23 protein-coding genes are annotated in these 23,511 nt (G+C 68.8%); all 23 read right to left on the bottom strand.

What is annotated here, in order from left to right; all coding sequences use genetic code 11:
* The 23 genes from AC07UW_RS11130 to AC07UW_RS11240 all read right to left on the bottom strand — a co-directional run bounded on the left by AC07UW_RS11130 (position 1) and on the right by AC07UW_RS11240 (position 23,290).
* Positions 1 to 3,339, bottom strand: a complete 3,339-nt coding sequence (locus tag AC07UW_RS11130; protein WP_495212065.1) for an ankyrin repeat domain-containing protein — start codon at positions 3,337 to 3,339, stop codon at positions 1 to 3.
* On the bottom strand, positions 3,332 to 3,592 hold the full coding sequence (locus AC07UW_RS11135; RefSeq protein ID WP_032976812.1) for a YcgL domain-containing protein: 261 nt from the start codon (positions 3,590 to 3,592) through the stop codon (positions 3,332 to 3,334). The genes AC07UW_RS11130 and AC07UW_RS11135 overlap by 8 nt, the downstream gene beginning before the upstream one ends.
* Positions 3,593 to 3,751: 159 nt before the next feature.
* Positions 3,752 to 4,192, bottom strand: coding sequence for a hypothetical protein (locus AC07UW_RS11140; RefSeq protein WP_025877987.1), 441 nt, complete (start codon positions 4,190 to 4,192; stop codon positions 3,752 to 3,754).
* 37 nt (positions 4,193 to 4,229) lie between these two features.
* Complete coding sequence (locus AC07UW_RS11145; RefSeq protein WP_025877989.1) at positions 4,230 to 5,468, bottom strand: beta-ketoacyl-ACP synthase; 1,239 nt, start codon at positions 5,466 to 5,468, stop codon at positions 4,230 to 4,232.
* Positions 5,468 to 6,199 (bottom strand): 3-ketoacyl-ACP reductase FabG2, encoded by a 732-nt coding sequence (locus AC07UW_RS11150; protein ID WP_025877991.1) that lies wholly within the window; start codon positions 6,197 to 6,199, stop codon positions 5,468 to 5,470. Before AC07UW_RS11150 ends, AC07UW_RS11145 begins: the two co-directional genes overlap by 1 nt.
* Positions 6,196 to 6,654 (bottom strand): hotdog family protein, encoded by a 459-nt coding sequence (locus AC07UW_RS11155; RefSeq protein ID WP_025877993.1) that lies wholly within the window; start codon positions 6,652 to 6,654, stop codon positions 6,196 to 6,198. The genes AC07UW_RS11150 and AC07UW_RS11155 overlap by 4 nt, the downstream gene beginning before the upstream one ends.
* Positions 6,651 to 7,838: a beta-ketoacyl-[acyl-carrier-protein] synthase family protein gene (locus AC07UW_RS11160; RefSeq protein ID WP_080149578.1), complete on the bottom strand. Its 1,188-nt coding sequence runs from the start codon at positions 7,836 to 7,838 to the stop codon at positions 6,651 to 6,653. The genes AC07UW_RS11155 and AC07UW_RS11160 overlap by 4 nt, the downstream gene beginning before the upstream one ends.
* Positions 7,835 to 8,389: a DUF3261 domain-containing protein gene (locus AC07UW_RS11165; RefSeq protein WP_033832520.1), complete on the bottom strand. Its 555-nt coding sequence runs from the start codon at positions 8,387 to 8,389 to the stop codon at positions 7,835 to 7,837. Before AC07UW_RS11165 ends, AC07UW_RS11160 begins: the two co-directional genes overlap by 4 nt.
* Positions 8,377 to 9,651, bottom strand: coding sequence for an NAD(P)/FAD-dependent oxidoreductase (locus AC07UW_RS11170; protein WP_032976809.1), 1,275 nt, complete (start codon positions 9,649 to 9,651; stop codon positions 8,377 to 8,379). The genes AC07UW_RS11165 and AC07UW_RS11170 overlap by 13 nt, the downstream gene beginning before the upstream one ends.
* 62 nt (positions 9,652 to 9,713) lie before the next feature.
* Positions 9,714 to 12,059, bottom strand: a complete 2,346-nt coding sequence (locus AC07UW_RS11175; protein WP_088101872.1) for an MMPL family transporter — start codon at positions 12,057 to 12,059, stop codon at positions 9,714 to 9,716.
* Entirely contained in the window at positions 12,052 to 12,681 is a 630-nt protein-coding gene (locus AC07UW_RS11180) for an outer membrane lipoprotein carrier protein LolA (RefSeq protein WP_049466720.1), read from the bottom strand. Before AC07UW_RS11180 ends, AC07UW_RS11175 begins: the two co-directional genes overlap by 8 nt.
* Positions 12,678 to 13,109: an acyl-CoA thioesterase gene (locus AC07UW_RS11185; RefSeq protein WP_025878003.1), complete on the bottom strand. Its 432-nt coding sequence runs from the start codon at positions 13,107 to 13,109 to the stop codon at positions 12,678 to 12,680. The genes AC07UW_RS11180 and AC07UW_RS11185 overlap by 4 nt, the downstream gene beginning before the upstream one ends.
* Complete coding sequence (locus AC07UW_RS11190) at positions 13,096 to 14,646, bottom strand: HAL/PAL/TAL family ammonia-lyase (RefSeq protein WP_025878005.1); 1,551 nt, start codon at positions 14,644 to 14,646, stop codon at positions 13,096 to 13,098. The genes AC07UW_RS11185 and AC07UW_RS11190 overlap by 14 nt, the downstream gene beginning before the upstream one ends.
* Positions 14,636 to 15,577, bottom strand: coding sequence for a lysophospholipid acyltransferase family protein (locus tag AC07UW_RS11195; protein ID WP_025878007.1), 942 nt, complete (start codon positions 15,575 to 15,577; stop codon positions 14,636 to 14,638). The genes AC07UW_RS11190 and AC07UW_RS11195 overlap by 11 nt, the downstream gene beginning before the upstream one ends.
* A gap of 1 nt (position 15,578) precedes the next feature.
* Positions 15,579 to 16,349 carry a glycosyltransferase family 2 protein gene (locus AC07UW_RS11200; protein ID WP_336022562.1) on the bottom strand — a complete coding sequence of 257 codons (771 nt, stop codon included), beginning with the start codon at positions 16,347 to 16,349 and terminating at the stop codon, positions 15,579 to 15,581.
* Positions 16,339 to 18,027 carry an ApeI family dehydratase gene (locus tag AC07UW_RS11205; RefSeq protein WP_495212066.1) on the bottom strand — a complete coding sequence of 563 codons (1,689 nt, stop codon included), beginning with the start codon at positions 18,025 to 18,027 and terminating at the stop codon, positions 16,339 to 16,341. The genes AC07UW_RS11200 and AC07UW_RS11205 overlap by 11 nt, the downstream gene beginning before the upstream one ends.
* Entirely contained in the window at positions 18,020 to 18,571 is a 552-nt protein-coding gene (locus AC07UW_RS11210; RefSeq protein ID WP_032976935.1) for a COG4648 family protein, read from the bottom strand. The genes AC07UW_RS11205 and AC07UW_RS11210 overlap by 8 nt, the downstream gene beginning before the upstream one ends.
* Positions 18,572 to 18,593: 22 nt before the next feature.
* On the bottom strand, positions 18,594 to 18,851 hold the full coding sequence (locus AC07UW_RS11215; RefSeq protein WP_025878014.1) for an acyl carrier protein: 258 nt from the start codon (positions 18,849 to 18,851) through the stop codon (positions 18,594 to 18,596).
* A gap of 16 nt (positions 18,852 to 18,867) precedes the next feature.
* Complete coding sequence (locus tag AC07UW_RS11220; protein ID WP_005411610.1) at positions 18,868 to 19,125, bottom strand: phosphopantetheine-binding protein; 258 nt, start codon at positions 19,123 to 19,125, stop codon at positions 18,868 to 18,870.
* Positions 19,112 to 19,909 carry a lysophospholipid acyltransferase family protein gene (locus tag AC07UW_RS11225; RefSeq protein WP_025878020.1) on the bottom strand — a complete coding sequence of 266 codons (798 nt, stop codon included), beginning with the start codon at positions 19,907 to 19,909 and terminating at the stop codon, positions 19,112 to 19,114. The genes AC07UW_RS11220 and AC07UW_RS11225 overlap by 14 nt, the downstream gene beginning before the upstream one ends.
* The gene (locus tag AC07UW_RS11230; protein ID WP_495212067.1) at positions 19,902 to 20,648 is read right to left on the bottom strand and encodes a beta-ketoacyl synthase chain length factor; all 747 of its coding nucleotides are present in this window, start codon (positions 20,646 to 20,648) and stop codon (positions 19,902 to 19,904) included. Before AC07UW_RS11230 ends, AC07UW_RS11225 begins: the two co-directional genes overlap by 8 nt.
* Positions 20,649 to 20,877: 229 nt before the next feature.
* The gene (gene cydB / locus AC07UW_RS11235) at positions 20,878 to 21,891 is read right to left on the bottom strand and encodes a cytochrome d ubiquinol oxidase subunit II (protein ID WP_025878022.1); all 1,014 of its coding nucleotides are present in this window, start codon (positions 21,889 to 21,891) and stop codon (positions 20,878 to 20,880) included.
* 1 nt (position 21,892) lies between these two features.
* Positions 21,893 to 23,290, bottom strand: coding sequence for a cytochrome ubiquinol oxidase subunit I (locus AC07UW_RS11240; RefSeq protein ID WP_495212068.1), 1,398 nt, complete (start codon positions 23,288 to 23,290; stop codon positions 21,893 to 21,895).
* Positions 23,291 to 23,511: the final 221 nt, after the last annotated feature.

Consider the following 23,511-nt stretch of genomic DNA (forward strand, 5'->3'; position numbering starts at 1 on the left):
TCAGCCGTTGTCGCGCAGGAACCTGGCCATCGACGATACACCCGGCACGCGCGGCTCGAACTCGGCGGCGACGTCGATGAAGCCGCGCATCACCGCGATCTCGCGCGGGCTGCGGTTCAAGCCATCGCGCGCTTCCGGGTCGGCACCGGCGCGCAGCAGGCGCTGCACCAGCAGCGGCAACCCGTGCAGGGCGGCCAGGTGCAGCGGGCCGAAGCCGCGCGGATCGCGCACGTCCAGGCTGACGTCCTCATCCAGCAGGCGCTCGACGGCGGCCATCACCACCTGCTCGTCGCAGGCGGTGCCTGGTTCGGCGCGCGCGCCCAGCAGCAGCAGCAACGGCGTGACCGCACCGGCGGCGGCCTGGTCCGGCTCTGCACCAGCCAGCAGCAGGGTATCGAGCAGCGCCAGCAGGCGCGAACGGTCGCGCGCACTGAAGCCATACAGGGCTGCGCAGTGCAGCGGCGCCAGCTGCTGGGCATCGCCGGCGTGCACATCGGCACCGGCGGTGAGCAGGCGCGCCACGATGTCCGGCAGGCCCAGCGCCGAGGCCAGCATCAGTACGGTGACCCCGCCTGGCAGGCGGTGTTCGAGCTGCGCACCGGCGTCGAGCAGGGCCGACACGATCTCGACCTGGCGCATGCTGACCGCCGCTGACAACGGCGTGGCACCACTGGCAGCGGCATGCTGCGGATCAGCGCCGCGCGCCAGCAGCAGGTCAACCACGGCAAGGTGGCCACCGCCGGCAGCACGCAGCAGCGCGGTGCAGCCCTGCGCATCGACGGCGTCGATGGCAAAGCCCAGATCATTCAAACGACGCACGGCGTCGACATCACCGGCCATCGCGGCGGCCGGCAGATCGCCTTCGCGCAGGGTCCGGCGCGGCAGCGGCCAGACGCGCCAGTCCAGCCAATCAGCCAGATCACGACGACCGATCGACAACGCCACGCCCAGCGGTGTCTGCCCATCGGCAGCACGCGCTTCCGGCGAGGCGCCGTGCTGCACCAGCAGCTTCAAGGCGCTTTCGCGCGCCAGTGCGGTGGCCAGATGCAGCGCGGTCATGCCATGGCTGTCGCGTGCTTCGCGGTCCACGCCGGTGGTGAGCAGGGCCTGCTGCAGGCGCAGCCAGCCCAGGCGCACCGCCAGCGACAACGGCGGATCACCGGCCGGCGAGGCGGCAAACGGATCGGCGCCCCGCTCCAGCAGTTCCAGCGCCAGCTGCTCAAGCCCACGCGCCGCCTGGTCGTGCTGCGCACAGGCGGCCAGGAAACGCGCCAAGCCACCGCGCCCGGCCGGCGACAGGCCGTGCTGCAGCATCACCTGCAGGGCTGGCACGGCATCGATGCCACGCGAAAGCAGCGCGAACATCGGCGTATCTGCGCAGGCGTCGCGCACGTACGGATCGGCACCATGGGCGAGCAGCCAGTCGACCGCACGCGGCTCCAGCGCCAGCTCCGGATCGAGCAGCAGGCCACCCAGTTCTTCGGGCTGGCACAGCCTGGCCAGTGCGGCCATGCCATCGGTATTGCCGAACCCCAGCGCCTCGCGCAGCAGGGTCAACGGCGGACGGTCGGGCAACAGGCCGCTGGCGCTGGCCGTCTCACCGCGCTCGGCCAGGCCATCGCTGACGGCGGCGGGCAGCGGGTAGGACGGGTCCAGCAGGGCCACGATCGCCCAGCGACCGGCTTCGGCGGCGTAGTCCACCGCGCGCCGGCCGGCCGGATCGCTGCCGTCGGCGGCGATCCCCAGTTCCAGCAGGCGCTTGATCAACAGCGGCGAAACGTCCTCGGCCATCGTGGCCAGCAGCACCGCGTTGCGGCCATCGGTGTCGACCGCAACCAGGTCGGGTTTGTGCGGCAGCAGGTGCTCGACCACGGCAGCGCGGCCGGCGCGTGCGGCTTCCAGCCACGGCGTGCGGCCCAGCGCATCGCGCGCTTCCAGGTTGGCACCGGCGGACAGCAGCACGCCGATGATGTCCACGTGGCCGGCCAGTGCGGCTTCATGCAGCGCGCTGCGGCGCTGGCGGTCGCGCGCGTCGGCACGTGCCTTGTGCTTGAGCAGCAGCTGCACGCCGGCCGGATCGTCGTCCTCGGTGGCGGCCGCGGCCAGCAGCACCGGGGTGCCGTCAACCGGTTCACTGCGCGCGCCACGCTCCAGCAGGAAGCGCGCCAAGCGCCAGTTGCCGACCTGGCAGGCCACCGCCAAGGGCGACCAGCCATCACGGTTCAGTGCGTCGACTTCAGCCGCCGCATCACGCAGCAGCGCGGCCACGCCCGGGTCGGAACTGCGTGCGGCGTGGTGCAGGGGCGTGTTGCCCTCGCTGTCGGTGGCGCGCGAATCGGCACCGTTGGCCAGCAGGGTCATCACCGCTTCCGGACGCCCATGCCAGCTGTCGCGGGTCGCGGCCAGCAGCGGGGTCATGCCGCGGTGCGGCGCGTTCACATCGACGCCGCGGCCGATCAGCTCGCGCAGCAGGCGCAGGTCCGGCAATACCGCGGCCAGTACAGCCAGGCTGCGCTGGTCGCGCCAGTTCGGGTCAGGCAATGAATACGGATCGGCGCCGGCCTGCAGCAACTGCAGCGCGCGGTCGATGCGGCCGTGGCGTGCGGCTTCGTACAGGGCCGGGGTCAGCTCCTGCGGCGCCAATGCTTCCAGCGGCGTGGTGTCCACCGCAGTGCTGAACAGCGTTTCGCGATCGACCGGCAGTTCAGCGCCAACCGGGCCGCGCAGCGAGACCAGCGGCGCCGGTGCGATGCGCTGCAGCAGCAGGTGCAGCAGCGGCGACAGCAGCAGCACCGCCAGTGCCGACGGCCAACGCGCGCTTTCCGGCAACAGGCCCGGCCAGGTCGGCAGTACCACCAGTGCGGCCAGGGCCATCACCAGTGCGGCCACGCCAAGGCCACGCCAGGCGCTGAGGTCGCGGCCGGCCAGCGCCTGCCAATGCTGGGCCAGGCCACCGTCGAGACGCTCGACATCATTCCACAGCGGCCAGGTGCGCCAAGCCGCCAGCAGGCCAGCGCTGACCAGCACGCTCAGACCCAGCACCGCAGCCAGGCTACCGCTGTCGCGCAGCGCGGCCAGCGGCCAGGCCAGCAACAGGGCCAGCAGCAACGGCGCGGCGATCCACAGTGCCAGCAGCGCCGGCAGGTCCTGGCGGACGATCACCTTCGGCGGCAGCAGCGCACGGCTGCGCCGCCACCACGAGATTCCCAATGCGAACGCCGGTTGTGCCAGTGCCGCCAGCACCGCACCGGGCAGGCCGCCCAGCGCCGAACCCAGTGCCAGCAAGGCACCCAGGGTGAAGGCCAGCGACAGGGCGCGGGATCGGGAAAGCTCAGTCATAGTGGCGCAGCATCATGCTGCTCACCGACGGCGGCACCTGCAGGTAGAACCCGCGCTCGGTCAGTTCGCTGCGCACCTTGGCCGGGTCGGCCTGGGCCAGCCGGCGCTCCGCGTCCAGGGTCACGTCCAGCACGAAGACGAGCGAACCCAACGACGCCGACAGCGGCGCAGGCAAAGCGCTGAAGTCATCGCGTCGGGCGAGATAGACGTAGGTGTCCGGCTTGAGTTGGCTTTTATAGACGTAGGCGTGCATGTCCACGGGACGATAACCCGGGAAGAGCCGTGATTGTGTCGGAAAGCCGACACCGGGGAAAGCCGTCACGCGACGATGGCGGCGCGATCGACGGCGTTTCCCCGTTGAGGTTCAGCAATGTGGCGGCGCCGTTCAGGCTGCGCCACTGGTCGGCAGCGCTTACTTGACCTTGGCGTAGGTGCCCTTCAGGGCCACGCCGGCGACGAAGGTGCCGGCCCAGCACTCGTAGTTGGTCGCGCTCTTGAACTCGTTCTTCTTGTAGTAGCTGACGATGTCGACCACGGCGTTGGCGCCGCGCGACTTGGCACCGTCCTGCAGGGCCAGCAGTGCCGACAGCGCGACCCAGTTGCAGGCCTCGACGTCGCTCTTGTTGGCGGCGTTGGTCTTCTTGTTGGTCACGTCTTCGCCCAGGCGCTGCTGCACGCTGACCGGCTGGCCGGCCAGGTAGAAGCGCACGCTGCCGTCGATGCCGGCATCTTTGGCGGCCTGCGAACTGATCAGCTCGCGCAGGGACTGTTCGACGCGGGTATCGCGCGCCGAAGCGGTGGAAGTCAGGGCCAGCAGCGCGGTGGCAGTGGCGATCAGCAGGGTGCGGCGCATCGGAACGTCTCCTTGTTGGGGTGCGGGTACGGCGGGGTCACGCGCTCCAGCGGCGGAACACCAGCGAGGTGTTGATGCCGCCGAAGGCGAAGTTGTTGCTCATCACATACTCGGCCTGCAACTCGCGGCCTTGCCCGGTGATGAAGTCGAGCTGGCCGCAACGCGGGTCCACCTCGACCAGGTTCAGGGTGGGCGCGAACCAGCCGGCGCGCATCATCTCGATGCTCATCCAGGCTTCGAACGCGCCGCAACCGCCCAGCATGTGGCCGACGTAGCTCTTCAACGAGCTGATCGGCACGCGGCTGCCGAACACTTGGGCGGTGGCCTGGGTCTCGGCGATGTCGCCGTGGTCGGTGGCGGTGCCATGGGCGTTCACGTAGTCGATCTGCGCCGGCTGCAGACCGGCGTCTTCCAGCGCCAGGCGCATGGCCTGGGCCATGGTATCGGCGCTGGGCTGGGTGACGTGCTGGCCGTCGCTGTTGGTGCCGTAACCGACGATCTCGGCGAGGATGGTCGCGCCGCGTGCCTGCGCGTGTTCCAGATCCTCCAGGATCAACGTGCAGGCGCCCTCGCCCAGCACCAGGCCGTCGCGGCCTGCATCGAACGGACGCGGGGTGGTGTGCGGTGCATCGTTGCGCGTGCTGGTGGCAAACAGGGTGTCGAACACCGCCGCAGCCGTGGCGTCGAGCTGTTCGGCACCACCGGCCACCATCACCGTCTGCTTGCCGCTGCGGATCGCTTCATAGCCGGCGCCCACGCCCTGGCTGCCCGACGTACAGGCGCTGGAAGTGGTGTAGACACGCCCGGACAAGCCGAAGAACACACCGATGTTGACCGGCGCGGTGTGGCTCATCATCTTCAGGTAGGTGGTGGCGCTGATGCCGTCGGTGGTGAACTCATGCAGCATGCGGCCGAATTCGCCGGTGGCTTCGTGGCTGCCCGACGACGAGCCATAGGCCACGCCGGTACGGCCACTGCGCAGCACCGGGTGCTCGAACAGGCCCGCCTCACGCAGGGCGACCTCGGTGGCGCGCACCGACATGATCGCCACCTTGCCCATCGAGCGGGTGGTCTTGCGGTTGTAGTTCGGCGGCAGCTCGTAGTCCTGCGCCGGCGCGGCAAGCTTGGTGTTCAGGCCCGCATACACATCCCATTCCGGCATCGAACGCACCGCATTGCGGCAGCTGCGCAGATGGGCCTGGATGGTCGGCCAGTCGTGGCCAAGCGGACTGATGGCGGCAGCACCGGTGACCACCACGCGACGATCGGCGGCCATCAGATCATCCCTCCGTTGACCGAGATCACCTGGCGGGTGATGTAGCCGGCCGGCTCAGACAGCAGGAACGCGACCGTGGCCGCCACTTCCTCGGGACGGCCGACGCGGCCGGCCGGGATCAGCTTCAATGCGTGTTCGACCACTTCTTCGTTGAGCATGTCGGTCTCGATCAGGCCCGGGGCCACGCAGTTGACGGTGATCTGGCGGCTGGCCAGTTCCAGCGCCAATGCCTTGCTGGCACCGATGATGCCGGCCTTGGCCGCACTGTAATTGACCTGGCCACGGTTGCCGGCCACGCCGGACACCGAGGACAGGGTGACGATGCGGCCCGGCTTGCGCCGCCGCACCATCGGCATGATCAGCGGATGCAGCACGTTGTAGAAACCGTCCAGGTTGGTGTGGATCACCTGGTCCCAGTCGTCCTCGGACAATGCCGGGAACGCGCCGTCACGGGCGATGCCGGCATTGCACACCACGCCGTAATAGGCGCCATGTGCCTCCACGTCGGCCTCCAGCGCAGCACGCGCGGCAGCACGGTCGGCCACGTCGAAGGCCAGCACGCGCGCCTGCCGGCCCAGCGCCTGGATCTCGTCGGCCACCGCCTGTGCTTCTTCCACACGGCTGCGGCAATGCACCACCACGTCGAAGCCATCGCGCGCGATACGCAGCGCAATGGCCCGGCCGATGCCCCGGCTCGCGCCGGTCACCAGCACGCTTGGATTCCCTGTCATGCCTGTCCACTCTCCAGATAGGCCATCGAGTCGGCCGGTTCGAACACCGACACGTTGGCAACCGCCCATTCTTCTTCGCCTGCCAGGATGCGGCAGGCGAACATCCCTAATCCATTGTCGCCCAACAGCTCGCAACGCGCCTGTACCTGCAGGCGGGTGCCACTGGGGAAACTGCTGCGCGTGCTGGTATAGCGCCGGCTGCCAAGCAGGAAGCCCAGCTGCGGCGGGTTGCCGGCCGTGCGTGCGCGGCAGCCGGCCCAGGCAGCGATGGCCTGGGCCATGTATTCGATGCCGACCCATGCCGGGACCGCACCGTCTTCGATGAACAGGCCGGCCTCGGGCACCACCAGTTCCGCCTCGATGCCGTCCTGGTCCCAGCGCAGGATGCGGTCCAGCAGGCACATGTCCTGGCGGTGCGGCACCACCTCTTCGATGGCATACAGCGGCATGTTCATCGGCGCTCCAGTGCCAGCACGGCATTGCTGCCGCCGAAGGCGAACGAATTGCTCAGCACCCGCCGCGGCAGCTGCTGCAGGAAGGTCGCCGGGGCTACCAGCGGCAACGCCGGCAGCGCCGGATCGGCCACGCCGTCCCACCAGTGCGGCGGCAGCTGCTGCTGCGGATTCTCGGCCAGCAGGATCCAGCACAGCGCCGCTTCGATCGCACCGGACGCACCCAGCGTGTGGCCGGTCAGTGGCTTGGTCGAACTGGCCGGCACGGCGGTGCCCAGCACCTGCGCCACGGCGAGGCTTTCCATGGCGTCGTTGTGGCCTGTCGCGGTGCCATGCAGGTTCACGTAATCCACTTCCGAAGGTGCCCAGCCAGCACGCTGCAACGCCTGCTGCAGGGCATCGATGGCACCCAGACCCTGCGGGTCCGGTGCCGACATATGGTGCGCGTCGGCCGACTCACCCCACCCCGCCAGGCTGACCGGGCCTGCATCGCGGGTCAGCAGGAACAGCGCGGCGCCCTCGCCGATGTTGATCCCGCAGCGATGCTGCGAGAACGGATTGCAGCGCACTGCGGAGACCGATTCCAGCGCGCTGAACCCGGCGACGGTGAACCGGCACAGGGAATCGGCACCACCGGCGATGACCGCATCGACGATGCCCGAACGCAGCATGCGCGCGGCCGACATCAACGCCTTGGCGCTGGACGAACAGGCCGTGGACAGCGTCCAGGCCGGGCCCAGCGCACCGCTGCGCTCACGCACGAACTGCGCGGCGGTGCCCATTTCCTGCTGTGCGTAGTCGAACCCTTCAGGCCAATGGCCGTGTTCGGCGCGGGTACGCAGCGCCTGTTCGGATTCACCGATGCCCGAGGTACTGGTGCCCAGCACCACCGCCACACGCTCGGCGCCGTAACGGTTGATGGCATCGGCAACGGCCGGCGCGATCTGCGCCAGTGCCACGTCCAGCAGAGCATTGTTGCGGCCACGCAGGGACACCGGCAGTTCTTCCAGCGTCGGCAGCGGGCTGTGCACTTCGCCCAGCGCGAGGGTGCGACCTGGCAGCAGGCTGGCGTTGTCGCTCAGGCCGCCGGGCGCATCGGCAAACAGCGCGGCAGCCACCGCGGCGCGGCCCTCGCCCAACGCGCAGACCACGCCGAGGTCGTTCAGGAAAATGGGAGCGCTCTTCATTCCTGGCCGGCCATGTCGATCGATTCGATGCGCAGGGTGTAGCCCTCGGCGCGGTTGTCCAGCTGCACGCTGCCATCGCCCAGGCGCTGCAGCTGCAGCCACACGGTGCCGTCGCGGGACAGGCTGCGCTGGCGGCCGTCGTCGCTCACCTGCCAGCCGGCCGGCAGCGCGGCGGCAATGGCGTCCGTCGGCCACAGCGCGAACTGCAGGTCATCCAGTACGCGTTCGGCACGTACCTGTGGCGGCAGCCACGGTGCACGCTGCTGGGTCAGCTGCTGGCCGTCCCACTGCAGGCGCACGCCGGTCTGGCCCATCGCCTGCACGGCCAGCCGCACCTGCTGCGCATCGGCTTCCAGCAGCGCATCCAGATCACGCTCGTGGCTGCCGAAGCGGAAGTGCAGTTGCTGCTGCAGGGCCAACGGCGCCGGCAGGCTGGACGGTGCCAGCCGCAGCGGCGGCAGGTCGACCAGCGGCCGCGGCATGCGGCTGGCACAGGCGGCCAGCAGCAGGCACAGCAGGACCGCGGAGAGGCGGACGATCAGGCGCTGCACAGTTCCTCCAGCACGCGCATGCGACGGCCACTGTCGTCGGCCACATACGGATTGTTGGTGTCCCAGGCGTAGCCGGCCAGGATGGAGCTGATCATGTCGCGTACCTGCGGCTGCTGGTCGGGGTGGTAGATGATCTTCTGGAAGCCGCCCTGGTACCAGCTTTCGACGAAGCGGCGGAAGGTTTTCACACCGGCACGCAGCGGAATCGAGAATTCGCTTTCCCAGTCCACGGTCTCGCCCGCGTAACGGCGCTTGAGGCATTCGCTGGCCAGCTGCGCCGACTTGAACGCGATGGTGACGCCGGAGGAGAACACCGGGTCGAGGAACTCACCGGCGTTGCCCAGCAGCGCATAGCCCGGGCCCCACAGCGAGCTGACATTGGCCGAATAGCCGGTGATGCGGCGCACTGGCAGCACCGCCCATTCGGCATTGGCCAGCAGCGAGGTCAGGTTCGGATCCTCGCCGACGATGGCCTGCAGCTTCTGCAGGTCGTCGCCTTCGTAGCGCTCGAAGAACGATGGCTCGGCGACCACGCCCAGCGAGCAGCAGCCGTTGGAGAACGGAATCGTCCAGTACCAGACGTCGATGTGCTCGGGATGGGTGGTGATCAGGATCTTGTTGCGGTCGAATTCCGCTTCGGCCGGGATGTTGTCGCGCACGTGGCAGAAGATCGCGCCCCGCACCGGGAAGTTGGACGGTGATTCCAGGTCCAGCAGGCGTGGCAGCAGGCGCGCGAAGCCAGAGGCGTCGAGGATGAAATCGGCTTCGATGCGGTACTCGCTGCCATCGGGGCGGCGCACGCTCACCAGCGGCTGCTCGCCCGGCTCGACGGACAGCACTTCGTCGCCGAAGCGCAGGGTCGCGCCCATGCGCTCGGCGCCGCGCGCCAGCACGTTGTCGAAGTCGGCGCGCTGCACCTGGTAGGTGGTGCCCCAGCCCGGTGAGAACTTCTTCCTGAAGTCGAACGCGGTGCGCGCTTTCCCGTGCACGAAGGCCGCGCCGTTCTTGTACTGGAAGCCTGCCTCGACCACGTCCTGCAGCAGGCCCGCCGCTTCGATGTATTCCATGCTCTGCGGCAGCAGGCTCTCGCCGATGGAGAAGCGCGGGAACTGCTGGCGCTCCAGCATCAGCACCTTGCGGCCCTGCTGGCGCAGCATCGCCGCGGCCACCGAACCGGCCGGGCCGGCGCCGATGATCAGGATCTCGGTACGTTCCACGTCTTCGTGGCGGGAAGAATCAGCGGCATCCACAGCAGTAGTCATCGGTGCGTCCTTGTTGCTCGATCAGGTGGAAAAGCGGAGGAATCGGAATGAAGCGTGCCCGGTCAGGCCGGCGGAGCGTCATGCGGTGGCGGCCGGAACAGCGGCGAGATCAGCCACACCAGGCCGATGCCGAACAGCAGGGTGAGCCCGAACGCACGCAACGCCGGCGTCTGCGAAAGACCCAGCAGGCCGAACGACAGCCAGGTGCTGGCCGCACCCACGCATACCGCCAGCCAGGCACTGGCATCGCCGCGGTGCTCGATCAGGAAGATGCCGTAGTCGATGCCCATGCCCAGCAGCAGCATCAGTGCCAGCACGTTGAACAGCTGCAGCGGCTGGCCGAACAGGCCGAGCAATCCAAGGGTGAGCGCGCCGGCCACCAGGGTCGGTGCGAATACGCGCCAGGCCTGGCGCCGGTAGCGCAGCCACAGGGCGCCGAACACCAGCACGATGCCGACCAGCAGCAGGCCGCCCATCAGCTTGCGGTAGTGGCCCAGCAGCTGCGAGAAATCGGCCGTACGGTCGACCCAGCGCACGCCGTCCAGGCCTTCGGCAGCACCGCGCAGGGTGGCCAGTGCATCGGCACGCGACAGGTCATCGACCATTACCACGCTGATCATCTGCCCGCCCACGTTGCCGACCCACAGGTGGCGGAACGGCTGCGACGCCGGCGAGGCGAGGAAGGCCTCGGCGCTCAGCGGCGCCGCTGCGAATGCGGGGCGCTGCAGCGGCTCGCCCACCGCTTCGCCCACGGCGGCCAGCACGCCGGGTTCCACCCTGGCGGTCAGCGCCGCATCGGCCTGCTGCCGTGCGGGCGATGGCAACCAGTCACTGATTGCGCGGTAACCGCCGATGCGCTTGTCGTGGGTCAGTTCACGCAGGCGCGTGGTCAGCGCTTCTTCGCGCTGCAGCAGTTGTGCGGCATCGCTGCCCTGCACCAGGTAGAACTGCGCCGGGCTGGGCATGCCCAGCAACTGGCTGAGGCGGATCTGCTGGGCCATCAGCGCCGGCGGCGACGACTGCAGGCTGCGCAGGTCGTCGTTGCTCTGCAGGCGGGCGATGCCGATGGCCGACACCAGCGCGGCCACGCCGAGGAAGATCGCCACCGGGCGACGCCCGTGCAGGCGCGGGAAACGCTCCAGCGTATTGCCCAGCCACTGCGCGAAGCGGGTGGTACGGATCTCGCCACCGTCCAGCCACGGGAACCAGAAGATCACCGTGAGGAAGGCAGCGGCCAGCCCCACCACCGAGAACAGCGCCATCTGCCGCAGGCCGGGGAACGGTGCCAGGCCCAACGCCAGGTACGCCAGCGCACTGGTCAGCAGCGCCAGCCACAGGCCCGGCAGCAGATGCCGCAGCAGCTTCCAGCGACGGTCGGCCGGCTCGGCCTGGCGCGAAGCGAACCAGTGGATGCCGTAGTCCTCGGCCACGCCAACCAGCGAGGCACCGAACACCAGGGTCAGCACATGCACCTTGTCGAACACCAGCACGGTCACCGCCAGCGCCACGCCACAACCGATCAGCAGCGAGGCGGCAACCAGCAGGATCGGCCGCAGCGAGCGGAACGCCAGCCACACCAGCAGCAGCACCGCCGCCAGCGAGCCCCAGCCGATGGTGTTGATCTCCTGGTTGGCCTGCACGGCAGCCGCTTCGGCATGCAACGGCACGCCGGCATGCAGGATCTCCAGATCCGGCGCAGCGGCCTTGGCCGCCTGTCCGGCGCGTTCGAGCAGGCCATCGAGATGACGCTCGCCATCGAGCCTGAAGGCCGAGCCCGGCGTATCGAACTGCAGCGCCGCCCAGTGCTTGCCTTCGGCCTCGAGCAGGCCGTCATCGCCCAGGCGCAGGCCGGAGCCCTGGGCCTGCTGCTGCCACCACTGCGGCCACAGCGACAGCGGATCCTGCCGCCACTCCGTCAACCGCGGCGCGCCCATCGGGCCGTACAGCGCGCCGAGTGCCTGTTCGGCCAACGCACCGGGTTCGGCCTGCTGCAACTGCTCGCGCTGGGCCGGGGTCAGCAGGCGATCGCGGTACGGTGCGTAGAACGCACGCGCCTCATCGAACCAGCCTTCGATCGAACCACTGGGCACCAGCAGCGCGCTGTCGGCATCACTGGCCATCGCCGCGGCGAACGCGGCCTGCGCGCGCTTGGCAGCGGCACCGTCGGTACTGCCGAGCAGCACCACCACCTGCCGCGAGCTGCCATCGGCGATGCGCCGGGTGACGTCGCTGAGCAGGCGGTCGTGCGCGTCCTGCGGCAGCAGGGCGAGGATGTCGGTGTCGATCCGCGACTCCTGGCTCCACAGTCGCCACTGCTGCGCACCCAGCACCAGCAACAGCAGCAGCCAGGCGATGCCCAGCCAGTGCCACCAGCGGCGCAGGCGATCCGGTGCGGCGCTGTCACTCAAAGCGGCGCGCCTCGTCGGCGTTCAACGTGGCCGGCGCTTCGCTCAGCGCAGTGAACTGGATGCGGGTGCGATCCTGGTTGGCTTCGATGATCTCGACCTGGCGCACGTAACGGTCGCCCTGCAACGTCAGCGACTGGAAGGCCTTGGCCAGCATCGCCGACTTCGGCGTCAGCTTCAGGCGCCAGCCCTGCCCTTCACGGGTGGCCTCGACGTTGAACTGGCTGGACAGTGCCTGCACGTCACCGCTCATCAACGCGAACATGATCGCATTGACCGAGCGCATCGCCGGCTGCTGGCGCGCGTCCAGTTCGACGCGGGTGCTGCCATCGCGCTGGCGGCTGAGGATGCGGTCGGCAGTGACCACCACCTCCGACGGGAACGGCTTGAGCGTGGACCAGATCACGCCGTGCTTGCGCGCGACCACGAACTGGCCCTGCGAACGCAGCGGGTTCTTGAAACCGCTGACCTGCTTTTCCTGGGTGAACTGACCACGCAGCACGTCCGGTCGGGCGACGGCCTGGGTGATGGCATCGACGGCGGCATCGGCCGCCTGCACCAGCGGTGCGGCCACCAGCAGCAGCGCGCACAGCAGCACGCGCGTAAGACGAAGGGATCGGTTCACGGGGCAGGCACTCCAAGACGCTGCCACAGCACCGGCGGGCACTGGTACAGCATTTCCTTGCTGGCCGCGTCGACCGCGACCTGGATGGTCATTGCGCGGGTCAGCACCTGGCCGCTTTCCGCATCGAGGATCTCGTATTCGATTTTCAGCCGGTTCTCCCACTCGACGATGCGCGAGCGCACGCGCAGCGCCTGGCCGAACAGCAGCGGCCGCACGTACTTCACCCGGGCGTCGACCACCGGCCACAGGTAGCCCGATTCGAGCATCTGCGGATAGTCGTAGTCGTAGCGCTTCAGCAACGCGCAGCGCGCGATCTCGAAGTACTTGAAGTAGTTGCCATGCCAGACCACGTTCATCGGATCGCAGTCATGGAAAGCAGGGGCCAGCTCGACCTCGCCGACCAGTTCGTTACCTTCATTCACCGACATACAGCTCCCAGCGTTGCGCGCGGATCTCCACCAGCAGTTCCCGCAGTTCGCGATCCAGCGCGCGGTCTTCTTCGACCAGGGCGATGCGCTGCCCCAGGTCGGCGTACATGTCGGCCAGACTGCCATGCAGCTGCGCGTTCATGCCAACCCGTTCGCGCAGCGCCAGGCCCTGGCGGGCAGCGATCAGCATGGCCGCCACCACCTGCTCAGTCAGCTCGATCACGCGCAGGCAGTCGCGCGCGGCGATGGTGCCCATGCTGACCTTGTCCTGGTTGTGGCATTCGGTGGACCGCGAGAACACCGAGGCCGGCATGGTCTGCTTCAGGGCCTCGGCCGTCCATGCGGAAACGCTGATCTGCAGCGCCTTCAGGCCATGGTTGATCGCCGCGCGCGGGCCGGTGGCCGCCGACAGGTTGGCCGGCAGGCCGTGGTTGTAGCGGGCGTCGACCACCAGCGCCAGCTGCCGGTCGAGCAGGTCGGCGATGTTGGCAACCGTATTCTTCAGCGTGTCCATCGCCAGCGCGATGTGCCCGCCGTAGAAGTGGCCACCGTGCAGGATGCGCTCGCCGTCGGCATCGATCAGCGGATTGTCGTTGGCGCTGTTCAGTTCGGTTTCGATCAGCTGGCGCAGGAACGGCAGGGTGTCTTCCAGCACGCCGATCACGTGCGGCGCGCAGCGCAGCGAGTAGCGGTCCTGCAGGCGCTGCTCGTTGCGCGGCGGGCGCTCGCTGTGCAGGTCGCTGCGCAGGCGTGCGGCAATGCGCGACTGCCCCGGGTGCGGCTTGGCGGCGAACAGGGTTTCATCGAAGTGATGCGCGTTGCCGTCGCTGGACAGCACGTTGAACGCGGTCAGGCGCGTGGCCATGCGCGCCAGGTAATCGGCGCGCTGCCAGGCCAGGCAGGCCAGGCCGGTCATCACCGCCGTGCCGTTCATGATCGCCAGGCCTTCCTTCGGCCGCAGCTTCAGCGGGGTCATGCCGATCTTCGCCAGCACGTCGGCAGCCGGCTGTACGCGGCCGTCGTGCAGCACCTCGCGTTCGCCGCACAGCACGGCCGCCACGTACGACAGCGGGGTCAGGTCGCCACTGGCGCCCACCGAGCCTTCGGCCGGAATCAACGGCAGCACATCGTGCTGCAGCAGCGTGGCCAGGCCTTCCAGCAACGGCACGCTGACGCCGGACATGCCGCGCACCAGCGAGGCCAGGCGCGCGGCCAGCACGGCGCGGGTCTCGGCCGGGTCCAGGTAACGGCCCAGGCCGCAGCCATGGTAGGTGTACAGGTGGTGCGGCAGCTCGGCGACCAGTGCCGGCGGAATGTTCACCGTGCACGAATCGCCGTAGCCGGTGGTCACGCCATAGATGACGCCATCCTCGCGCAGCAGGCGGTCGAGGAAGTCGGCACCACGCTGGATATGTGCGCGGAACGCCGGCACATCGCTCAGCGCGGCCTCGCACTTGCGCTGGGCCAGGGCGACCACGTCTTCGATGGTCAGCGGTGCATCGCCGAAACGGCACACGGGTACGGCGTCAATCGTCATGAGGAGCCTGATCCCAGAAGGGGAAGAAATTGAACCAGTCCAGCGGGGACTGGATGACTTGGAGTTCCAGCCAGCGCGCGAAGCGCTGCGCCTGTTCGGCCAGTGCGGCATCGCGTGAACCGCGCGGCAGCACCACGCGGTCGGCGAACTGTTCGAATGCCACCCGATAGCCGTCGCCCTGGTGCAGGCACGACATCGTGTAGACCGGGCAGCCGAGCGCGGCCGCCAGCACATAGGCGCCGATCGGGAACGGCGCGCGGTGGCCGAGGAAATCAGCCATCACGCTGCGCCCGCCCTGCACCGGCACGCGGTCACCGACGATGGCGACGAAGCCACCCGAGGCGACCTTGTCGGCCAGCATCATCGCCGTGGCCGGGCCCATCTCGGTAACCTGCACCAGCTCCACCGCGGCCAGCGGGTCCAGCCGCTGCAACAGCCGGTTGAAGCGCTGCGCGTGCGCGGTATGCACCAGCACGGTGATGCGGAAGCCCGGCACCTGCTCGGCCAGCACCTGGCACAGTTCCAGGCAGCCGATGTGTGCGGTCAGGATGAGGCCGCCTTCGCGGCGCGCGATCCTGCCCAGCACCAGGTCACGCTGCAGGCGGATTCGCTCGGGCGGATAGCGGCCGCCGAGGCCGAGAATCTTGTCCAGCATCGTGTCGGCGAAGCTGAAGAAGTGGCGCAGGCTGTCGCGCCGGGTGGGCGCATGGCCCAGCGCACCGGCATGGGCCTGCAGCCGCTGCAGGTACTGCATCGAGGCCTGGCGACCGACGCGGTTGCCCAGCCAGTGGCAGGCCACGACCGGCCACACGCAGAGGTGGAACGGCCAGCGCCCGAACCAGCGGTGCACCCAGCACAGGAACAGCACGCCGGCCACCGACGTGGACTCGCCGATGTCGGCCCAGTGCGGGGCGTCGTGCGCGTGACTCATCTCAGCCCTGCCCCTGCAGGCGGCGCCACAGCAGGCGCGGCGCGCGCCAGAGCATGCCGAAGAACAGCCGGGTATGCATGCGGCTGATGCGCACGTTGTCGCGCCACACATCGAAATGCGAAACGCCGTCGGCCGGATAGGTCACCCGCGTAGCCAGGTGTTCGACCGGTACCTGCCGCCAGTACAGGCGCACCATCACTTCGGTGTCGAAATCCATGCGTCGGCCGATGGTTTCCTCGCCGGCCAGGCGCAGCACCGGCGGCAGCGGATACACCCGGAATCCACACATGGTGTCGCGCAGGTGCAGCGACAGCGTGTTGATCCACACCCAGATGTGGGTGGCGTAGCGACCATACAGGCGCGCCTTCGGCACACTGGCATCGTAGGCGGGAATGCCGCAGATCACGGCGTCCGGCCGCGCGCGGGCGGCGTCGATGAAGCGCGGCAGGTCGCCGGTGTCGTGCTGGCCGTCGGCATCGATCTGCAGCACATGGGTATACCCACGACGCTGCGCTTCGGCGAAACCGGCCAGCATCGCACCGCCCTTGCCCTGGTTCACGTCCAGCCGCAGCAGGTCGACACCCGCTCGCTGTGCCAGTTCCCGCAGCACCAGCCCGCAGGACGGCTGCGAGCCATCGTCGACCAGCAGGCAGGGCAGGCCCGCAGCCTGCACGCCATCGACGACCGCGCCGATGGCGTGTTCGTGGTCGTACACGGGAATGACCACCAGCGGCGCGAACGCGCCGCCAGCGGTGGCCGGCTCAATGCGCATCGGCGAACACCACCCTGCCGCTGGCGTGCACGCCATGCACCGAGGTGTAGCGGAACGTCAGCACGCCGCGCCCGGTGTCCCACTCCAGGTGCAGGGTCAGCTCGTCGCCGGGGCGGGCCACGCGCTGGAACTTCACTGCATCCATGCGCTGGAAACCAACCGGCAGCACGAAGGCCTGGCGGCCGAAGCGAACTGCCCAGTCCAGCTGGGCGACGCCGGGCAGGATCGCCGCCTGCGGGAAGTGGCCCTGGAACGCGCGCAGCGCGGGGTCCAGCGTCATCCGCAGGGTGGCCGCCGCCTCGTCGCGACAGTCCCAGACCGGCACCGGCATCATCGGCTGGAACAGCGCCACCAGTGCGGCCTGGGTGACCTTGCCCTGGGCATTGATCGGCAGCGATTCGACCAGGCGCCAGCGCCGCGGCCGGGTGACCGCATCGTGGCCCTGCGCCAGCCGCGCACCGAGCCGCTGCCCCAGCGCACGCCGTGCGCCGTCACCGGCACGTGCCAACGCCGGATCGGCCGGCACCACCACGGCCGCCAGCTGCTCGCGCTGGCCCTGCAGCACCAGCACGCGCACGTCCTCGACTTCTGGATCCTCGCGCAGCGCGCGCTCCAGTGCATCCAGCGAAACGCGGCGCTCTTCGATCTTGACGATGCGGTCGGCACGGCCCAGCAGGCGGAAACGGCCATCGGCCAATGCTTCCACGCGATCCTGGGTGCGCCACCAGTCCAACGTCTCCAGGTGCGGCGAGGCCACCGCCAGGCAGTCTTCCTCGATCCGCCACTGCACGCCCGGCAACGGCTGCCACGGCGGTGCATCGGTGTCCCAGCGGCGCCAGGCGATGCCACCGGTTTCACTGCTGCCGTAAACCTCGGTGGGCGCCACGCCCAACCACTGGCGGACCTGGCGCGCGGCGTCCTCGGGCAGCGGGCCGCCGGAGGAGAACACCGCACGCAGGCGGCCGTGCAGGCTGGCCCAGTCGAGCTGCTCGGGCAGGCGCTTGAGATGGGCCGGGGTCGCCACCAGCACCGTGTCGGTACCGGCCAGCGCGCCCACCAGGTCTTCGTGGAAGAAGCGTCGGGGCTGGATCGCACGGCCGGCAGCCAGCGGCCACAGCACGCGGAACAGCAGGCCGTAGATATGCTGGTGGGACACGGTGCCATGCACCTGGGTACCGTCGAGCTGGGCGCCGAAGGCAGCCTGCAGCGCATCGACTTCGCGCGCCAGCTGGTCCAGCCGCTTGCTGATCGCGCTGGGTTGGCCGGTGCTGCCGGAGGTGAACACGCACAGTTCGCAGGCGCGCTCGTCCAACGGCAGCAGCACCACGTCGGCGGCGGCGCTGTCGGTGGCCTGCAACGGCTGGTAATCCGCCGACAGGTCACCTGCGAAGCCACTCACCTGCGACTGCAGCGCCTGCAATGTCGCGGGCAGGTTGTCGGCGGCCAGGAACACCCGCTTGCCGGCATGCCAGGCACCGAACAACGCCGCAGCGAAGGCCACGGTGTCATCGAAGTAGAGCGCCCAGTCACGACCTTCGGCAGCGCTGAAAGCGTCATGCCAGGCCAGTACGCGCAGGCGGAAGGCGACATGGTCGAGGGCAGTGCCATCGCAGATACCGATGTCACGACCGGGCTGCGCCGCGATCAGCAGCCGGTCCAGGGCAATCCAGTCAGCCATGCGCGTGCGCTGCCTTGACCCGACGCCGTACCAGCCATTCGCCCCCGAACAACAATCCCATCATCACGTACGCCAACATTCCGTTGTAGAGCATCCAGACCCGGTCCGACGCATACAGCGCGGTGAGCAGGGCGAGACCACCATTGAGAACGAAAAAGCCGCACCACACCTGGGTGACGCGGCGGGTATACACCACCGCAAACGGTGGCAGGTCCGGCTCCTGCAGGCGCGCCAGGCGTTCCACCAGCGGCGGACCGAAGCGCAGGCTGGTGGCGAACACCGTCAACATCACCACGTTCACCAGCGCCGGGTACAGCTTCAGCGGCAGGGCCTGGTTGAGCACGGTGGCCAGCCCGGCCAGCAGGCCCGCGCCGGCGGCGGCGGCCCACCACAAGGGCTGGCGGGTGCTCAGCGCGCGCAGCAGGGCCAGCGCGAACAGCAGCAGCGACAGCCAGCGCGGCTCGAAGCGGCCCATCGCCAGGTAGACCAGCACCGGATAGGCAAGCGAAATCGCTGCCACCACGACCATGCGTGCCCGTGCCATGGTCGCGGCGTCCGTGCTGCTGTCAGGCAGCGGCCTGACCGGGCAGCAGGCCATGCACGACATCAACGATGTCCTGCACGGTGCGCACGGCCTTGAACGCTTCAGGCTGCAGGTTGCGGCCGAGCAGCGGCTTGAGCTGCACGATCAGGTCCACGGCATCGATGCTGTCGATGTCCAGGTCGTCGTACAGGCGCGATTCCGGGCTGATCCGCGCCGGCTCGATCTCGAAGCTGTCGGTCAGGATGCGGACGATGCGCTCGAACAGTTCATTCTTGGTCATGGCAGTTCCTGGCGCCTTACGACTGGCGGGCGGCGACGAACTCGCCGAGCGCGCGCACGCTGGAGAAATGGCGACGGGTTTCTTCCGAGTCGGCCGAGAGGCTGACACCGTACTTCTTCTGCAGCGCCAGGCCCAGTTCCAGTGCATCGATCGAGTCCAGGCCGAGGCCTTCCACGAACAGAGGCGCGGTCGGATCGATGTCCTCCGGGGTGATGTCCTCCAGTGAAAGCGAGGAAATGATCAATTCCTTGATCTCGTGCTCAAGTGCTTGCACGGGTCGGATCTCCAGACAGGTCGAAATAACGAGTGAGGTGGTCGGTGACGCGACGGGCCGCCAGGGCATCCCCCCTTGGCGAGTCATCTTCGGCCAGGAACGGCGCGATCGGGATATCTTCGCCGATCTGCAGCTGAACGTGAAAACGACGTGAGGGTACACGATACCACTTCTGGCCCTTGGTCAACGTCGGCGGGGTGCAGGTGATGCGCACCGGGGTGATGTCCAGGCGCCCGCGCACGGCGATGTTGGCCGCGCCACGCTGTAGCCGCAACGGCTGCCCCGGCACGCTGCGGGTGCCTTCCGGGAAGATCACCAGGGTGCCGCCGGCGTGCACGGCCGCCGCGCAGTCATCGACCAGCCCAGCGCCGTCGTCATTGGAGATGTAACCGGCGGCACGCACCGGGCCGCGCATGAACGGGTTGCAGGCCACCGCCCGCTTCACAACGCAGTCGGCGTTGGGCAGCAGGGCGATCAGGCAGACCACGTCGATCAGGGTCGGGTGGTTGGCCAGCACCAGCAGGCCGTCGCGCTGCAGGCGTTCGCGCCCGTCGACCTGCAGGGTCATCACGCCCAGCCGGCACATCAGCCACACATGGCTGGCGAAGGCGCGCTGGACCAGCCGGCGGGCCCGGCGGCGGCGGGCCACCGGGTCGCGCATCAGCAGCAGCACCGGCATCACCAGCACGCCCAGCAACAGACCGCCGACGCCAAACGCGGCGAAGCTGAGGCCGGTGCCGAACACCCGCCAGGCATGATCAAGGCGGCGCAGCGCCTCAGCCACGGCGGCGCCAGGACCAGCGTTGGCCCTGGGTCAGGTGCTGCAGCTGCGGATCCCCGGCCAGCAGGAAGCGGTGCAGGTCCAGCGCATGCGGCAACACGCCCGGCGCGGTCGGCTCGGCGTCGCCGGCGACCTGCCAGGACAGCGAAAGATCGCTGCCGCCGGCAGTACCGGCGGGTGCCAGACGCCAGCACCAGGCGAAGAACGGGTCGGGTTCGTCGGCGAATTCGGCGTAAACGTCGGGCAACGGCGACTCATAGACCACGACCCGCACCTCGCTCGCACCATCACCAAGCAGGCCGACGGCCTCCAGGCACGCCGCTTCCACCGTCGACTGGCCGGAGGACAGCGCCAGGTAGTTGCCCCGGTGGCCGCGGGCGATCGAATACAGCGCGGCGATCGCGTTGTGCACCGACAGGCCGAAGCCGGTGGGTGACAACGGCTGATCGTCCACCAGCGAGCCCAGCAGGTCCATCGAACGGGCGACATCGCCATGGCGGCTGGCGAACACCAGCGGCACCTGGCTGTCAGCGCCCTGCCCGTCCTCGCACCAGCACGCGGCCTGGATCGCCATGCGGCCCAGGCGCTCGATACGGCGGCGCTGCATGGCCGGAATCTCGGCCAGCGCCGGCGTGTCCTCGCCCTGCGGCAGGAACGGTGCTCCGGCCCAGCCCATCCATTGGCTACGCTCGGTCAGGCCAGGCGCCCAGGCGGCCCAGTCGACAACGGAAAATTCGATCATTACCGGTGATGTTTCGATGGGCGAACGAGAGTCTCGAGCCATTACGGCGACACGCGGCTGCCCCCCATTCCTGCAGCCATGCATCCGTCCAGGACGTCGCCGGCTGCCCCCCTGGCTGCCGGAAAGGAGCGCACGCTAGCACGTCCGACACAGGGATGACATGTTTCACAAAGCACAACGGGGAGCGGTCAGCGACCGCCCCCCGCATGGACCGATCCAGCGAGCCGGTTCAGTGGTAGCCGGCGTCGGCGCGTACCTTGCCGCGGAACACCCGGTAGGACCATGCCGTGTAGCCCAGGATCACCGGCAGCAGCACCACCAGCCCCACCAGGGTGAAGCCCAGCGACGAGGCCGGCGCGGCGGCCTGCCACAGCGTCATCGACGGCGGCAGCAGGTACGGCCACATGCCCAGCACCAGGCCAGCGAAGCCGAGCACGAACAAGGCCAGGCTGAGCAGGAACGGCGGCAGGTCGCGACGCGGGTGGGTGGCGCTGCGCCACAGCGCGATGGCCACCGCCAAGGTCAGCAGCGGCACCGGCGACAGCCACCAGAAGTTGCCGTCGCTGAACCAGCGGTCCATCAGCCGCGACTGCAGGAACGGCAGCCAGCTGCTGACCAGGCCCATTGCCGCGATCACCGCCACCACCAGCGGGCGGGTCATCTGCCGGGCCAGCGCCTGCACGCGGCCTTCGGTCTTCAGGATCAGCCAGGTGCTGCCCAGCAGTGCGTAGCCGGCTACCAGCGCGGCACCGGTCAGCATCGCGAACGGGCTGAACCAGCCGAACGCGCCGCCCTGGTACACGCCATCGACCAGCGGCAGGCCCTGCACCAGCGTGCCGAGGATCACGCCCTGGGCGAACGTGGCCAGCAGCGAACCGAGGCCGAACGCCACGCTCCACAGCCGCCGTGAACGGTGCGCCTTGAAGCGGAACTCGAAGGCCACGCCACGGAACACCAGCGCCACCACCAGCAGCAGCACCGGCAGGTACAGCGCCGACAGCAGTACGGCATACGCCTTCGGGAAGGCGGCCATCAGGCCGGCGCCGCCGAGCACCAGCCAGGTCTCGTTGCCGTCCCAGATCGGCGCGGCGGTGTTCATCATCAGGTCCAGCTGTTCCTCGTCCTCGGCGAACGGGGCGAGGATGCCGATGCCGAGCACGAAGCCGTCCAGCACCACGTACATCAGCACGCCAAAGCCGATCACCGCGAACCATGCCACCGGCAGCCAGGTCATCAGGTCCATGTCAGCGCTCCTCCAGCGGTTCGTCGGCGGCCGACAGCGGCCGCGCCGGGGTGTGGCTGCCATGGTCCAGCGACGGGCCTTCGTCGTACGGCTGCGGGCCGTGGCGCAGGATCTTCACCAGGTACCAGATGCCCCAGCCGAACACGAAGGCATAGCCGACCACATAGACACCCAGCGACAGCGCGGTCATCCACGCACTCTGCGGGCCAACGGCATCGGCGGTACGCAGCACGCCATAGACCACCCACGGCTGCCGCCCCATCTCGGTGACGAACCAGCCCGACAGCAGCGCGACGAAGCCGCTGGGCAGCATCCAGTTCCAGCCACGCAGCAGCCACGGCGAGGCCAGCAGCTTCTTCCGCCACAGCTGGAAGGCCGAGACCCAGGCCAGCACCAGCATCAGCGTGCCCAGCCCGACCATGATGCGGAAGGCGAAGAACACCGGCGTCACCGGCGGCCGTTCGCTGGCCGGCACCGACGTCAGCGGATCGAACGTACCGTCCAGGGTGTGGGTGAGGATCACGCTGCCGAGCTTGGGAATGGCCACCTCGAAATCGTTGCGCTCCTCCTTCTCGTTGGGCAGCGCGAACACAACCAGCGGCACGCCCTCGCCTTCCTTGGTCTCATGCCAGTGCGCTTCCATCGCTGCGATCTTCATCGGCTGGTGCTTGAGCGTGTTCAGGCCATGCATGTCGCCGACGAAGATCTGCACCGGCACGGTCAGCGCGGCGAACACGACGGCCGCGATCAGCATCCGCCGCCCCGCTTCCACATGCGTTCCCCTGCGCAGATACCACGCGCCCACACCACCGATCACGAAACAGGTGGTGATGAACGAACCCAGCGCCATGTGCGCCAGCCGGTACGGGAAGGACGGGTTGAACACCACCTGCCACCAGTCGACGGGATGCACGATACCGTTGACCATCTCGTAGCCGGCCGGCGTATGCAGCCAGCTGTTGGACGAGAGGATCCAGAAGGTAGAGAACAGCGTGCCCAGCGCCACCATGCAGGTGGACAGGAAATGCAGGCGCGGCGACACCCGGCCCCAGCCGAACATCATCACGCCGAGGAAGCTGGCTTCCAGGAAGAACGCGGTCAGCACTTCGTAGGTCAGCAGCGGGCCGATCACCGTACCGGCCACTTCGCTCAGCCGCGGCCAGTTGGTGCCGAACTGGAAGGCCATGACGATGCCGCTGACCACGCCCATGCCGAAGGACACCGCGAAGATCTTCTGCCAGAAGAAATACAGCTCGCGCCATACGGGCAATTTCGTGCGCAGCCAGCGCCACTCGATGAAGGCCAGCCAGCTGGCCGTACCGATGGTGAAGGCCGGGAACAGTACGTGGAAACTGATGACGAATCCGAACTGGATCCGCGACAACAACAACGCGTCCAAGGGACGCCTCCTGCCAGGTGCCGGTGGGATACCAGACCACTTTAGGGGGATATCGTTAAGCCGGGATGCGACCGGGTGACGCGCTGCTTCACTTTGTCGCAGGGTGCGTGGAAGCCGCCGGGCATGGCCCGGCGCTACACGTCATTTCATCATTGGTGGCTCCGGGCCATGCCCGGCGGGGTGCTGATTCACGCGGTAGCGCCGGGCCATGCCCGGCGGGG

It is taken from the genome of Stenotrophomonas sp. GW821-FHT02D01 (genome assembly GCF_059421765.1).

What these genes read in the sequence shown, in the direction of transcription:
- AC07UW_RS11130 (WP_495212065.1), bottom strand. Translation starts at nt 3,339, where the DNA reads ATGACTGAGCTTTCCCGATCCCGCGCCCTGTCGCTGGCCTTCACCCTG.
- AC07UW_RS11135 (WP_032976812.1), bottom strand. Translation starts at nt 3,592, where the DNA reads ATGCACGCCTACGTCTATAAAAGCCAACTCAAGCCGGACACCTACGTC.
- AC07UW_RS11140 (WP_025877987.1), bottom strand. Translation starts at nt 4,192, where the DNA reads ATGCGCCGCACCCTGCTGATCGCCACTGCCACCGCGCTGCTGGCCCTG.
- AC07UW_RS11145 (WP_025877989.1), bottom strand. Translation starts at nt 5,468, where the DNA reads ATGGCCGCCGATCGTCGCGTGGTGGTCACCGGTGCTGCCGCCATCAGT.
- AC07UW_RS11150 (WP_025877991.1), bottom strand. Translation starts at nt 6,199, where the DNA reads ATGACAGGGAATCCAAGCGTGCTGGTGACCGGCGCGAGCCGGGGCATC.
- AC07UW_RS11155 (WP_025877993.1), bottom strand. Translation starts at nt 6,654, where the DNA reads ATGAACATGCCGCTGTATGCCATCGAAGAGGTGGTGCCGCACCGCCAG.
- AC07UW_RS11160 (WP_080149578.1), bottom strand. Translation starts at nt 7,838, where the DNA reads ATGAAGAGCGCTCCCATTTTCCTGAACGACCTCGGCGTGGTCTGCGCG.
- AC07UW_RS11170 (WP_032976809.1), bottom strand. Translation starts at nt 9,651, where the DNA reads ATGACTACTGCTGTGGATGCCGCTGATTCTTCCCGCCACGAAGACGTG.
- AC07UW_RS11185 (WP_025878003.1), bottom strand. Translation starts at nt 13,109, where the DNA reads ATGTCGGTGAATGAAGGTAACGAACTGGTCGGCGAGGTCGAGCTGGCC.
- AC07UW_RS11190 (WP_025878005.1), bottom strand. Translation starts at nt 14,646, where the DNA reads ATGACGATTGACGCCGTACCCGTGTGCCGTTTCGGCGATGCACCGCTG.
- AC07UW_RS11195 (WP_025878007.1), bottom strand. Translation starts at nt 15,577, where the DNA reads ATGAGTCACGCGCACGACGCCCCGCACTGGGCCGACATCGGCGAGTCC.
- AC07UW_RS11200 (WP_336022562.1), bottom strand. Translation starts at nt 16,349, where the DNA reads ATGCGCATTGAGCCGGCCACCGCTGGCGGCGCGTTCGCGCCGCTGGTG.
- AC07UW_RS11205 (WP_495212066.1), bottom strand. Translation starts at nt 18,027, where the DNA reads ATGGCTGACTGGATTGCCCTGGACCGGCTGCTGATCGCGGCGCAGCCC.
- AC07UW_RS11210 (WP_032976935.1), bottom strand. Translation starts at nt 18,571, where the DNA reads ATGGCACGGGCACGCATGGTCGTGGTGGCAGCGATTTCGCTTGCCTAT.
- AC07UW_RS11215 (WP_025878014.1), bottom strand. Translation starts at nt 18,851, where the DNA reads ATGACCAAGAATGAACTGTTCGAGCGCATCGTCCGCATCCTGACCGAC.
- AC07UW_RS11230 (WP_495212067.1), bottom strand. Translation starts at nt 20,648, where the DNA reads ATGATCGAATTTTCCGTTGTCGACTGGGCCGCCTGGGCGCCTGGCCTG.
- cydB (WP_025878022.1), bottom strand. Translation starts at nt 21,891, where the DNA reads ATGGACCTGATGACCTGGCTGCCGGTGGCATGGTTCGCGGTGATCGGC.